We start from the raw sequence: 14,310 nt of genomic DNA, 5'->3' as shown, positions 1-14,310 counted from the left end.
CCTCGCTTTCTATTCATGTCTGCCTTATAACGACACGCCAAATAATCCTCGTGTCATTTGAAAATCGATATTACCTTGCTGATAGAGACGTGGTACATACGTATGTTCCAATATTTCTTTGCTACGCTCAAGGATATGGTCCACCCAAAAGCTCGGGGTGCCCTCGAGTACCAAATCGATATCTTGCTTATGTTTTTGCAGTACGACTTGATCTGACGTCACTTGCAGCATGGGGACAAAAGGATGTGTCTGCATGGGACGGTCACCGACCAGCGCGATTATTAATTCCACACCTGTAGCCGCTAGTCCTGTTATCGTCTCTACCCCATGCTTTGTTGGAGTCTCCATAATATGAAATCCATTGTGACGAACATGTTCCCCATATGCGATAGACGGCCCCACATGAGTCGCACTAAATAGTTGCTGGTTGAACGAATCCTCGGCAAGCAATCCGCTATTCTCGGGAACGACGACCAAGCCTCCAGCTCCGACAATCATTTTGGTTAGTCGTCCCAGCTGCTCGCTGGCATCTTGGTTAATAGCCCCAACACTTACGATTCCGATGCGCAGCCCTTCCAAACCGACCGTCACTTTCTCCACAGGATCTGCCGCAATTAATCGATCGGCGAACCAAGCTTCAACCTTCTCGCTCACCTTAGCAATTCCGCCGTCAAGCTGGATGCTGGCATAACCAAGACGGCTCGCATCGACGCCCATCACATCCATCTGATGACGCATGTAGTCGTTATGCGTTTTCTCGCAGCCATGCTCCAGCAGCAAACAATGCTCTACCATCGGATGTGTAATATAGCCAATCATTGTGCGTGAAAACAGCGATTCGGCTGGCCCTCCCGAGGTGCCGCAGCCTTCCGTATGCGCCAATGTTACGAAGCGCGAGAGCTCAGGCTGCCCTGCTCCTTGTTCATTCAGGCGCTTGGTGATCATACCGGCTACCTGTCCCGCACAAAGACTGGTTGGCACAATCAAGCCGATATGGTCACTAGACTGCCGATCGCGATGCCGCGTAAAAGAAAATTGGAGCGGATTAACCATAGTAGTAGCATCATCTTCAATGGCTATCGGTACTCCCGTTGGTACAGGAGCGTGAAGCAGCGTCTCTAGCTGGCTTGCATCGTTCTGCTGCCAGTTGCGCCAAATCTGTACTTGGGCATGGCCCGCCTTCTCGCCGACACTTCGCTGACCAGAAGCAATGTGGATCGCTAACTCGAATACCTCATGGCCCAACTCATCCATCGATTTGCCTTCCAGATACTGCCCCGCGTTCACATCCATATCGTTCGCAAGCAATTGGAAGCGGCGAGTTGTCGTGACTACCTTGACCGTAGGCACATACGGAAAGTTGGTAATTGAACCATTACCTGTTGTAAAGAAGATCATGTTGCAGCCTGCGGCTACCTGTCCGGCTATACTCTCCAGGTCATTGCCAGGACTATCCATGAAATAGTAACCGCCATCCTTCATGAGCTCCCCGTACTCCGTTGCATAATCGATTCGTGTTATCGGGTCTTTCTTCATAGCAGCGCCTATAGATTTGAGATAAATGTTGTACAAGCCGCGATACATATTGCCGCCTGACGGATTACCTTCCGCACTGGTGCCGTGCCAGGACGTACGCTCTTTAAAACGGTTCACAAGTTCAATAAATTTGCGCGCGGTTTCTACGTTGCGTACTTTCGAGAGGACGTAAGGCTCTGCGCCAATCAACTCATCCGTTTCGGCTAGACTAGCCGCACCGCCGTAACGCACCAAATGTTCCGAAACCCAACCGAGCAGTGGATTCGCGGATACGCCAGAGAATGCGTCCGAACCGCCGCACTGCAAGCCGATTCGCAGGTGGCTGACGGATTCAGGCGTTCGCTGCATCGCATTGACCGTTGATAGCCATTCGCGTACTAACGCTTCACCTTTTACCAGTTCCTCTTCAAAGCTGCCTGAGAGCGATACGAACTTATGCAGAACTTCATCGATTGGATAGCTATGCTCACGTGCGTAAGCCTCCACCATCTTGTTCGTAACCGATTCATTGCCATAATCGACAACCAATACCGCTCCAACGTTCGGGTTGACCATGAAACCTGCGAGCGTTCGCAGCAGCAAGTCCACATTATTCGGCTTCTCTGTGCCGCCCTCCGTGTGGGCGACGGGAACAATTCCGTCTATGTTCGAGTCATTCTTCCATATACCTTGCAGACGAGTGGCAAGCTCAGTCACGTAGCTCCCCGTGTGCGAGGTGGTTCCGAGCAGTACGATGTAGTTCCGGGTACCTACCCCGCGATCTTTATGGCGTCGATATCCCATGAAAGTGCGCGTATCCGTAAAAGCTGGCAATGCCTGAGCCGGCAGAAAGTTCTCCTCGTCAAAGATAAAAGGAGCAATTTGATCCGCGAAATTAGGCTCCGCCGGCACCGCGAATGTCAATTGACGCACACTCAGCGCTTCCCGCACTGTTTCGTTGATCACATAGTGGCCGGGCTGAATCGGCTTACGCGCCACGCCGAAAGGCAAATGCCACGAAAGTAGATCTTCACCAGGAGCAATCGCTTTCACCGCAAATCGATGACCTTCCATCACCGTGTAATCTAAGGTGAGAATTTGGTTTTCATACTGAATGGCGGTACCCGCGTTCAATTGGCGAATCGCAACGGCGCAATTATCCCCAGGTAAGGGAAGTCTCGCTACTTCTTCAAATTGGTAAACGACGTCCATCGATGACTAGCTCCTTTGATGAGATTTTCTGAACAATTCAAGTTTACTAATATTGTATCAAGATTATGGCATTTGTTAATTCTTTACCTTTGCAGAAACATACTCTATTTTGATATTCTATAAATAAAACAAATGAAGGAAATAAGTTGATCAGAGGAGGCTCGCAACATGCAAAAACCGCTTGTAAAGAACTTTACAAACGACGATCTCCTACCATTTGATATTGTTTTTAAGGATCAAAAGACACCAATTCGAGAACTTCCTGAACATCTACATGATCGCTATGAGTTGGTTTATGTTTATAGTGGGAAAGGCACGTTTTTCTTGAACCAAATGCTCTACGAAATGAATGAAGGAGACCTTTTCATCATTCCTGGCAATACCATTCATCAGGCATTGCCAGATTCTGAATCTCCTGTGACTGCCACTGCTGTCTTTTTTGATCCGCAACTAATTGGACATTATTCAACAGGTGATTCGTTTACGAATAGGCAAGTTTTTGAGCGAGCACGAAAATACAGGAGTTACAAGCTTGTTGTCCCAGTAGCCATGCGCCCTCATCTAGAAGAAAAGCTCCAACACATGCATGATGAAATGGAACGACATGAAGCTGGTTTTAGATACGCAGTCCAACTACTTTTAAATAGCTTTCTAATCAGCATTAATCGTTTGATAGTAAAAGAATCCCATCAACAACTGGCCAAATCCGATGTCGGACCCTCCTGGTTACTTAACATCCTTCAACACTTAGATCAGTTCCACACTGACCATATCGTTGGACTTTCGTATTTGGCTAAGCAGACTTCCGTCTCAGCCCCTCATTTATCTAGGGTGTTTAAACAATTAACCGGGATGAACATCACCGACTATGTGAACGCCAAGCGAATTTCAACTGCCAAGGAGCAGCTTTTAACGACGGATTTAGGTATCGATACCATCGCTTACAATTGCGGATATGAGAGCTTGCCTTATTTTCATAAGTTATTTAAGAAGTTTACTGGCGTTACCCCAGGCCAATATCGTAGAAAAGTAATGAAAGAAATGAGCCTTCAAATAGAGAAAATGACTTAACGAAGAAAAGAGATCTACCTATGGAAGGCGGATCTCTTCAACTCTTTTACAAGAAATGATAACTAGCTGTGTCTTTGCCCTTCAAATTGTAACGTTGGTAATGCTGATAATGTGCCTTATATAAATCACCATTTTTACTTGGGGAATACGTTAAATACAACTGTTTACGACTTACTTGTGAGGTGTTAGCCCCGCTTTGGTGAGGTGTGAAGGAGTGGAAAATAATAACATCACCTGGGTTTGTTTCTACAATTTCACCCTTCTTAGGGTAAATTTCTGCAATTTCTTCCGCATTCATGTTCCTTAATTCGCCTGGTGTTGAACGCAAATGTCCGTGGTATCCAGGAAACAACTCCAAGCCGCCGTTTGCAGTTGTCGCGCCATCAATAGCGACCATCACAGAGATAAGTCCTTCGATAGGGAATCCTTGCCACCAAGACGCATCTTGATGCATCGAGTAACCATTGGACCCCGGGAGCTTATAGATCAGTTTATCTTTAAAAAGTAACGGCTCATCCAAATATATGTCACGAAGTGGAGCTAATAGTCGCTCGTCTTTCACTAAATCAGCGAACACCGCTGAAATATCGTGCACAGGATCTAGGCGCTCTATGGCAATTGATCCATCGACGTAACTTTTATGACCTGCTCGGATATTAAATTTATCCGTATATTCACCTAAAGTTAGCAATTGATCGCATTCCGTCTGAATTACTTTCGCTTCCAACTCAGTAAATACGTTACGCAAAACCAAATACCCCTGCTCGTTATACGTATTCAATTGCTCATGAGTCAAGATATTCAAGGATTTCTTTTTCATGTAATTCACAGCCTTTCATTTGTTTTTTTGCCGCAAACCAGCAATCTTCGGCTTGTTTATATCTTTATATTACAGCGAATACTTCCCTTATTCCATGCACGAAGTTATACTAATACATATACTTTTTTGTATGGAAAGGAGAACTCGTTAATTGATTCAAGACATCAAATTAACACGCTATTATTATGCTGATCAAAGAGAGCAGTTTTCACTTACTGAAGATACGTATCAAGGTTGGGTCATGTTAGCCGCCCAAGATGGCAGCTTTTCGTTCACCATTGATGGGGGGGACGATACCAAACAACAACTAGCTCAATTTGGCGAATTGATCTTTTGTCCGCCGAACCACATATTGAAACGACATGTCCTGCAAAAGCTTTCCTTTCATTTCTGCGAATTCACCTGTTTAGGAGATTGGACCCTCCCCCAAATCGTACGCTTGAAAGATATCAGTCGGCTTCGTTCCACATTTCAATACTTGCAAGAGTGGCAAGAATCGGAAGATCTTCACCAACAGTTCACATCAGATGCACGCCACCTTATCAAGGATCTTATTTTCCAATCTCATCGTGAACAATACAAAACACAGCATCATAGTGCGGGCACCATTGACCCCTTAATGAATAGGGCAGCTGCCTATATTGAAACACGGACATGTGAGCACGAACTATCCTTACAAGAGCTTGCCACAACACTCGGCATAAGCAATTCTCAACTTACTCGTCGTTTCCAAGCTGCCTATGGCTTATCCCCCGTCCGGTTTTCAACCAAAGTGCGATTAACCCGTGCTCGGCTTTTACTCGTTGAAACCCAAGATTCTCTGGAAAACATTGCGGAGCAATGTGGTTTCCAGAATGCGTTCTATTTCAGTCGCGTTTTTTCACAGCACATGGGGATAAGTCCTTCTGGCTATCGTAAGAATTATCGCGTTTAACACAGCAAATAGCGGCAGCCTCAGACGATAAAACACGTCCTAGGCTGCCGCTATTTGCATTCATCTTATTTAATTCCCGTCATCGCTAGCTATTCTACTATCCGCTTATCCGCATTAAGTGCCTGGACGGACAGCACGCTGTGAGTCCCGGTACCTTTCCAGACAACTGTAACTGTGCGGCTCTCCCCAGGGAGCAGATGGAATCCGCTGTGGCTAATATACCCCCATCCTTCGGCATCCAGAGATCGTTCATCATCGATTCGGACAAGCAAGGCGGCACACTCCCCTCGGTTTGTAACCGTAATGCTCCAATTTGGACCCTTGCAATCCGATTGAATATCCAGCACAGTGCGTGGAAGATCCAGCATCGGCTGAAGATTTTCCGTCGTCGTGAACAGATAACGATTAGAGGCAATTACAATACCAGATGGCATCTTGAGCTGAAGTGTAAGAAAAAACAGATTGCCATGAATCTTAGGTAATTGACAGCTGATATCTCCAAAGCTATCCGCTACATTAGCTCCCACATTTATCCTACGCATACCGCTTGCAAAGCCGTTGCCATTATCTCCTTCCATCGACCAATGTAGCTCCGCCTCTGTGTAATCTTGGGTACCGCCGTTGGTCACCCACAATTCCGCTTTAAAATCCAAATCGTTCGCCCAAGCTTGCTTTGCGAATTTGGCCGTTACGGAAACAGTGTTATACGCTTGTGCCGAGGCGTAATACAAATGCTTCGGTCGGCCGAAATAATCAATGGCCGACGTGCATGCTGCCATGGGATATGGTTCGTTGAACATCCACGGCAAAACACCGCTGTTGCGGAATTTGCGAGCACGATTCCTCTCAATCGCGTAACGCACACCCTCCGCCTGCAAGTATTGGGTTGCTTCAATGGCCGTCTCAAGGTCGGAGAGTTCGCCGAAAATGTCACGCCATTGCTTTTCCTGCACCCACCAGGAGCCTAGGTGATACCACACGGGATTGTGCAGCGTAACCGGCCAGCGGTTTTCCGGCTTCAGGGTCGCCTCCAGCGCCTTCAGGTTCGTGAGGCCGTCAGCTCCGAATTCACTGTGTAATAAATTAGCTCCGGCATTGAAAAGCGTATATTGCGCAGTCAAGCCCTCGTGGTGCCAAGGACCATGGACATCGTGCAGGTCATCCGGCCGGTTCCGACTCATGTTAATACCGTTGAACGGCAGCGGACCTGAAGGTGAACAAGGCAGCCATAAGCGGTCTGGATCGAGTCGTTTGACTATCGCTTTGAGCGCGGCAAGCACAGGTTCTTCCTCGTTTAATGGAAGCTTGTCCAACGACTCCAGTTCATTCCCCCCGCACCACAACACGAGTGACGGATGGTTTCGCTTGAGGGGGATGATGCTCTCCGCTTCCTGTATAACTTGGTTGATGAACGATTCATCCTCTTTCGGCTTACTGTTAAAAGCGGAGCTGGTCAGGTTGAACTCCTGCCAGACCATGAGCCCGAGCCGGTTACATAGGTTATAGAAAGCATCTGTCTCAATGAGGCCCACGCCATTGACTCGAATGAGATTTACATTCGCTTCCTTCGCAAGCGTAAGTAGATGCTCTAGCTTTTCCAAGCGCTCTACCCCGTAAAGGACATCGATCGGCACCCAATTATACCCTTTGACATATACCTTTCGGCCATTCAACGTGAATGTGTACGGCAAAGCCGTCGGATGAGAGGTTTCGTTAGGTGAAAACTCCACCTGTCGGATGCCAAATTCGGTCTCCCGCTGATACATCACCTCTTCAGCGCCTGACTCCCTTACACTAACTGTCAGCTGGTATAGCGGCTGCGCACCTTCCCCATTCGGCCACCACAGCTCCGGATCGTCGATGGGCATCATGACCTCGAGCTTCGTTACTCCTTCAGTTAACTTCTGCGCAGAGCAGGTTAAGATGGCGACTTGGCTCCCGTTATGAGCTATCGTCAGATCGATTTCGGCAGAGATAGCCTTTCTGGATATAAGCTCGATGTCTACGGAAACCTCCGCACGGGTATAATCCATGTTTAGCTGCGGCCGGATGTAAATATCTTCGACCGTTACGGGTCCGGAAAATGCAATGTACACTTCCTGCCAAATACCCAGATGAATCATACGGGGTGTAAAATCCCACCAATAATTCATTCTTGTTTTCGTATGTCCGACTTTGGACGTTCGCCCCATCTGGGACTCAGAAGGAGGAGCCGGATCAAGGACCACGGTCAACAAGTTATCTGCCCCGTATCGGAGATGGGAAGCAACCTCATACTCGGCAGGTACAAACATGGACTCATGACTGCCAAGCAACGTACCATTTAGGTAAATGTGCGCTCTATAATCAATACCGTGCAGGTGCAACCGTGCTTCGCTTCCCTCTTTCCCCCCTTCAACAAAAAACGTCTTTCTATATACCCATGAGCGCTGTGGAATCCACTCCAGCATAAGGCTGTTTTGTTCAAAATAAGGATCTGGCACGATTCCATTGTCCCAGAGGTCCTGGTGAATGCTCCCTGGAACCGTCGCCTTAACCCACGGCCGAGGATCTGTCGGTTCGTCACTTTCTACCTGTTTGGTCCGCCATGCTTCGTCGATAAAATCTAATATTTTCCAGTCATTACCTTTTAAAATAAGTTTGCTATTCATGCTTGATTCCTCCTGAGAGATAGCCTTATCTAAACGCTATATTGAATCCTTTCACCCGTACTATCCAAATACGTGATGACAGTTCGCTTCGTTTTCAAATCGATAAATAACGTACAGGAGTGGCTATCCTTACACCAGGACAGATGAACTTCATCCTTAGCGGATTCCAGAACTTGAAAGTCCCCATTGAATGCGGGATAGTCATTTCGAAATCGAATAAGCTTTAACAAGCGTTGAACAACGTCTTTTTTCAAAGAAGCTTCAATTTCTTGCATGGTGTAGTTGTGACGGTTCATGGCACGATTTTCTCCCGTCGCTTTGACAGCCTCATTATCATTTTCCCCTGCCAATAAGCCAACATAATACACTTGCGGAATACCCGGAGCAAAGAATTGAATCGCCCTTGAAGCTATATAGGCATCATCATTGAAACCCAGTACCGAATAGTAGGTTCCGCCAATTTGGTGAACATCAAAACCACCTTCGCCTTTATGCTCATCGGACACGATCAAACTAAGTGTTGAGCCTCTTTCTACACAAAGATCGACTACATTTCTGGCAGCCTTCGTATCGACAAGACCAGCCAAATCAGGTAAAACAGGAATGCCATCATGGCAGTCCAACATGGTAAATTGCTTGCTCGGACGTACTTTTAAATACTCGCAAAGCTTCTGGCTAGAATTGTTCAACATCGTCTCAAGAATCGTATATGGCAAAATAAAATCATAGATCCAGTATCCGCGTTCAGCCAGTTTATTTTGGATCTGAGAATGAGCATGCACTTCAGGCAACAGCTCGATTCCTAAGGAATCAGCCATTTCCTTAATCCAATCAAGAAAATCGTAAATTTCTGGCTCTACGAAGAAACAGCTTGTTCCCAGCTTCTTAATTACAAAGCCGACAGCATCGAGTCTCACCGTCTTCACATTATTTGCGGAGAAGTTGGTGAAGAAAGCGGTTAATAGCTGTTTAACCTTGTCCGATCGAATATCGAGGTCAATCTGCTCGGAGGGATCTTCCTTGCCGAATGTGGTCCAAACGGTTTCCTCGGTACCCGTTTCTTCAATGTGAAAAGTAGAATAGGGTCTAGGTCTTCTTAAGAAGATTTTATCGACATCATCCTTAACAGGCTTTCCATCCTCCCAGACCTTATCTAACGTAATAAATAGATCTGCATATTCGGAACGGCGTCCGTTTTTCAAAAAATCCTGAAAATACGTTGATTTCCTGGAAATATGGTTAACCATTAAGTCGACAAGCACATCATATTGACGCCCTATCGCCTTTATATCCTCCCACGTGCCAAACGTAGGCTCTATTTCCAAATAAGTTAATGGTGCAAAGCCTCTATCCCCTGACGAAGGAAACGGAGGCAAGATATGAATGCCGCCTTTAAACAAATCTGAGAGATAGTTGCTCAGCACTTGATGTAGGGATTGTAAATCACCGCCAAGGGAGTCTGGGTACGTAATCAGTTGAACTTGATTCTTCTGTGGCATCGTATTCCTCCTAGAATTGAGATGTATGCGTTATCGTTTAGCGTTCATTTCTAGACGGTTGTCTTACCCACATGTCGTATTCTAATAGCAATGGGCGAAGGTGAGCGAAGCCTTTTTGAAAAATGGACTGGTACTGATCATATATAGCACGATCAGGCTTATAGATGTGCAAGCGGCCTGTTGGAACAGCACGCATAGCTTCTTCAAAGGAAGCGTACACACCGGCACCCACCCCAGCCGTTAGCGCTGCGCCGAGCAGCGTTGCCTCCGGCAAATCGGGATGATGCAGCTCGATCCCCGATACGTCTGCTTTGATTTGCAGCCAATGTTTGTTTTTGGCCCCGCCACCAACAACCACCAACTTGATAATGGGTTCTCCGCCTACTTGTTCAGCTTGAAGTCGCAACCACTCCATGTGGTAGGAATTTCCTTCCAGAATAGCCTTGAACATGTCACCGCGACGATGGCGGGAAGTCAGACCAATCCAAGCTGCTTGTGCCATAGCATTCGGAGCTGGTGCACCGCAACCGGACAAATAAGGATAATACAGAATACCAGTTGGGCCTGATTCAACCTGATCGAGCAAGCCCAGAATATCCGAATACGATAAATCTCCTGTATCGAGGAGGTCTCTTAACCATTCAACGGAACCACCTGACGCAGAGTGACCTCCCATCCAAAACATTTGATTCGCCAAAGGATGCCGTCCAAATGCTAGCCCTGAATGGTAATCGTTTAGTCCAAGCGCTCTAGCACCAAAGCTTCCTACTAATGTTTCAGCTGTGCCCATGGAGTTGTACACGTTACGTTGCTCAGGTTGACCTATCGTCAGTGATGCGCAGACATGATCATGCCCAGCGAGACAAACGATGGTCGAAGGCCCTAAACCGAACCTTTGACCCACATCAGGGAGAACCGTGCCAATAGCCGCACCCGTAGCAACGACTGTAGGGAAGTGACTTTCTTTTAAACCGAAATGATGAATCAAAGGCAAGTTCCACTCCCGCTTATCCATCCGATAGACGAATGTTCGGGCAGCAAGCGTTTCTTCTTCCGCAAATTTCCCCGTCAGCAAGTAGGCCACATAGGAGGAAACAGACAGCCACACGCTGCCATGGAGTGCTTCAGGCTGTGTTTCTTGAATCCAGAGCAGCTTGGACAACCCTTGTTTGAATGATGGGTGCAGTCCGCTTTGGCAAAACTGTTCATACGCGTCGATCTCCTGTTTGATTCGCTTCTCATGAGGAAGTGAGCATGATTCGAACCACGGTATAATCTTCGTTCGAGCCGTACCTGCTTGGCGATCGACTAACAGCCCGCTTTCCGCCATACTTGTGATGCCAACGGAGCAAACCGTCGTGACTCCTGCCGTGGAAATAACCTCTTGAATAAGCAATGCAATGGTATGCCACAAATCCTGAGGATCGTAATACACGTAACCTTCTGAATGCTGCTTCTTCTGGTTTACTCGAATTGCTGTAGCAAGCAGCGCCCCTTTTTCATCCGCAATGCCTGCTTTGATATTCGTTGTTCCGATGTCTAGGGCTAGAAACACGGCTGCCGCCTCCTTTAATCACGTTCATCCCTTCTACTCCGCTTAGCCTCGCAAAATGGATTCACTGTTCGTTTCAATATCAAGCTGCGTCTGAAGTGGGTACGTATGCCGATAAGGCTGCTCATTATCCAGCCAACTACGTAAGCTTACTGGATCCTTCGTGAGGAACTCCCCGCTAATCGCCTTTAATTGTTGAAGTGCTTGCTTCGCTAGAAGCGATCGGCCATCACAGACATATTGGATCAGCACATCATAACCAAGCCTGCTTCCACACCGGGCAAGTGCCCTGCCAATGACCAGTTCCAGCATCGCTCTCCTCTCCAAAAAGTAGTCGGATTGCGGAACACTCGAGCTCATCTGGGCATGTAAATAGGGTATCTGATGCAATCGCTCTAATAGAGGAATCGCATCGCGATCTCCAAGTCTTTCGGCTCCTTGACTTACCGCATCTACGTAGTAATAGAGACCTAGCCAAGTATCTTTAAAGTCTTCTTCACTTGGCTGCATCAGCTCGACAACCCGCTCCCATACGGCTATTGCACGTGAGTCCTGTGTTTGTGCAAGGGAGTATAACAAGTACACCACATCTGGCATCGCGCCGTGATCTGGAGGTAGTTGGACATACATCATATCTGCCGTCCGACGTGGAAGTTCCGTACCCTGCAGCTCTTCCATAATCCGCGCGATTAGGACCGGAACAGCCGCTTTACTTCCAAGAGTGGCTAGTGCTTGCGCCAGTCGGAGCTCCCGCATCCCTGTTGCATGCTCCATCGCCTCAATTAAATAAGGAACAATTCGCTGTCCTAGCGAGCATATTTCTACGAAAGGAATGCACTCCTTGTAGATTTCATTCATACGCATATTCGCATATTCATAGAGCGGCTGATCCGATTCTATGTTATCTACTAAAAGCTTGAGTTCTTCATTTGTATATTGGATAGGCGCAAGTTGCCTGGTTCTAACTGCTTCTGACAAAATTCCTTCACGAATTAAGCGATCTTGCAGCTCCTTAATACCAATTCTCCTTGGAGGAACACCAGTTCGTACGGCTAATGCAGCAGCAAGCGCAGCTACACCTCCCAAATTTTCCAAATCAGACTGCATCCGAATCGCAGGCAGCGCATCATGCGTTGCAGAAATGGCTTTCCCCGCGACTAATACACCTTCAATGCCCTTTGGCAGCAGCAAGCGATAGGGAATTTCAATTTCTAAATTAGGTGGGATAAGTCCAATATTTATCCAATCTGCCCCGCTGACTCCTTTTACATCATGATTGCTAAAATGAACATTAATCACATCCGGCCAACTACGTTGCAGCAACTGGTCGGATAGCTGCATCACAGTTTCGCCTATAATATGCCGGCTTTCCCGTGTGGCAACATAAATACCATGGTCATGCAATTGCGGGTCACCTCTTCGGCGTCCAGCCATGATTGCGCGTGTGTAGTCCACAATATCCGATACATCGACCATACTTGTAAAATTGTTCTGAATCTTGTCAGGTTTACTAAATTGTGCAAGGGAGTACCACATAACGGTATGATCTTTCGCAGAACCGTACACAAATTCTGCGCCTGCAAAAGCTGCCACATCGCCATCGCCTGTCGCATCAATTACGACATCCGCGTAGATGGCAACAGGGCCCCAACGCGTTGCGACGAGCACACCGCATACGGTGTTGTTTTCCATCAACGCTGCATACGTAAAAGCATTAAACAGTAAATCGACATGATGGTGCTTTGCTTCTTGCTGCAGCGCGAACATCTTCGCTTCAATGTTCCATTTATGACCCTTATAGCCGATGCCTTGCTGGGCAGTTAATACAGCATTATGGATGCGAGCTGCGAAGCCTTCTCTGCGGCCAAACCAATAGCTGTCTACCCCGCCAAAGGTTCCTGTTCCACCCAGCCCAGGATTCATATCCACGAGCATCGTACTTACACCTTCGCCTCCCGCTGTGATGGATGCGCATGCACCACTGGAACCTCCGCCAATCACAAGGACCTCGACTTTTGACAAGGTAGGAACATTGGTTACTACACGTTTGCTTGCATACGGCCTTACAGCTTGTTGCTCTACGACAGGTTCATCTAGGAACTTAGCAGCTAGTCCCATACCCGCAACTGTTGCTTGCGTTGGATCTAGATACTGACTCTGCTCGACCTCCGCTCCTCCATGAAGAGGCACAGGTCCGTGAAGCTCAAAGGATGACGAGCACAAATTCGCTTTACGGAAAGCAGGAACATTCTGTACTAGAAAGGCAGTCAAGTCCATGCCCCGCCTACGAGCTTCAAGTTCGCGTTCACCGGCTATTTCTAGCTGGTTACCACTCGCCATAACCATCCAATATTCTACGTAAACATGCTGCCCATCCCGATACCCATGTACCAAGTTCACTTTGTTATCCAGCAGTCCTAGACTATTCGGAACAATGAGTTCATCCGCTTGATCATCTTCCTCAGGCCAAGATACGCCAGTAAACTCTAGCGTTCTTGCAAACGCTGCCGTTTTCCCACAGACATATGACTCAACAGAATGACCCGTCAGCTGTGCGACCACATTCGTTTCCGTCATATCGATTAAACGCTTACAAAGAATCACTTGGCTGCCCGTTTTATTCGCGATCACGAGTCCTTCCCGTTCGTTACTGTGAGGATTGGTAACGATGGCAACTGGAAGTGAAGCATAGAGGAGCGTTATATCGTGCGCGATCAGCTTATCTTCCAAGGCACGCTTCAGCCGATCAGGATGCAGCGGCAAATACGTTTTGTCAGCCGCATACGTTTGTTCACCAGCTTGATCTATGACAAATTGAATAAGCTCAGGACGATTCCAGCTGGTAGAAAGATCAAGCCACGGACGAAGAGAGGCGGAGAGTTCCCGCCCCAAATACGTACGTGGCTCGATGATCATGATCCGTTGTCCGGCTTTCGCCAATTCCACTGCGCAGGCAATGCCAGCGAAAGATCCGCCAACGATGACAACATCTTTCTCCGCCAGAACAGGCGTATCTGCTTCCCACTGGGTCATCATTTCCATGTCATCTCACCTCA

General features: G+C 47.4%; 8 protein-coding genes. 2 read left to right on the top strand and 6 right to left on the bottom strand.

What is annotated here, in order from left to right:
• Positions 1 to 24 precede the first annotated feature (24 nt).
• A complete protein-coding gene (locus J2736_RS21435) occupies positions 25 to 2,727 on the bottom strand; it encodes a UxaA family hydrolase (RefSeq protein WP_310500633.1) in 2,703 nt (900 codons plus the stop codon).
• A gap of 168 nt (positions 2,728 to 2,895) precedes the next feature.
• Here J2736_RS21435 and J2736_RS21430 point away from each other — a divergent pair, with 168 nt between their 5' ends.
• Positions 2,896 to 3,798: a helix-turn-helix transcriptional regulator gene (locus J2736_RS21430; RefSeq protein WP_310500632.1), complete on the top strand. Its 903-nt coding sequence runs from the start codon at positions 2,896 to 2,898 to the stop codon at positions 3,796 to 3,798.
• Between the two features lie 46 nt (positions 3,799 to 3,844).
• Here the strand turns inward: J2736_RS21430 and J2736_RS21425 are convergent, their stop codons facing one another.
• On the bottom strand, positions 3,845 to 4,618 hold the full coding sequence (locus J2736_RS21425; protein WP_310500631.1) for a phytanoyl-CoA dioxygenase family protein: 774 nt from the start codon (positions 4,616 to 4,618) through the stop codon (positions 3,845 to 3,847).
• 151 nt (positions 4,619 to 4,769) lie between these two features.
• On the opposite strand from J2736_RS21425, the gene J2736_RS21420 reads away from it, so the two are divergent.
• On the top strand, positions 4,770 to 5,552 hold the full coding sequence (locus J2736_RS21420; protein ID WP_310500630.1) for a helix-turn-helix domain-containing protein: 783 nt from the start codon (positions 4,770 to 4,772) through the stop codon (positions 5,550 to 5,552).
• A gap of 89 nt (positions 5,553 to 5,641) precedes the next feature.
• Here J2736_RS21420 and J2736_RS21415 read toward each other — a convergent pair whose 3' ends face one another.
• The 4 genes from J2736_RS21415 to J2736_RS21400 are packed head-to-tail and all read right to left on the bottom strand — an operon-like array spanning position 5,642 to position 14,296.
• Positions 5,642 to 8,203: a glycoside hydrolase family 2 protein gene (locus tag J2736_RS21415; RefSeq protein ID WP_310500629.1), complete on the bottom strand. Its 2,562-nt coding sequence runs from the start codon at positions 8,201 to 8,203 to the stop codon at positions 5,642 to 5,644.
• A 29-nt stretch (positions 8,204 to 8,232) separates the two neighbouring features.
• Positions 8,233 to 9,702: a sucrose phosphorylase gene (gtfA, locus tag J2736_RS21410; protein WP_310500628.1), complete on the bottom strand. Its 1,470-nt coding sequence runs from the start codon at positions 9,700 to 9,702 to the stop codon at positions 8,233 to 8,235.
• Positions 9,703 to 9,739: 37 nt separating this feature from the next.
• A complete protein-coding gene (locus tag J2736_RS21405; protein WP_310500627.1) occupies positions 9,740 to 11,257 on the bottom strand; it encodes an FGGY-family carbohydrate kinase in 1,518 nt (505 codons plus the stop codon).
• Positions 11,258 to 11,299: 42 nt separating this feature from the next.
• Entirely contained in the window at positions 11,300 to 14,296 is a 2,997-nt protein-coding gene (locus J2736_RS21400; RefSeq protein WP_310500626.1) for an FAD-dependent oxidoreductase, read from the bottom strand.
• Positions 14,297 to 14,310: the final 14 nt, after the last annotated feature.

This window comes from Paenibacillus qinlingensis, assembly GCF_031455095.1.
In the GTDB taxonomy this organism is placed as follows: domain Bacteria; phylum Bacillota; class Bacilli; order Paenibacillales; family NBRC-103111; genus Paenibacillus_E; species Paenibacillus_E qinlingensis_A.
This window is presented reverse-complemented; position numbering and strand designations above follow the sequence as displayed.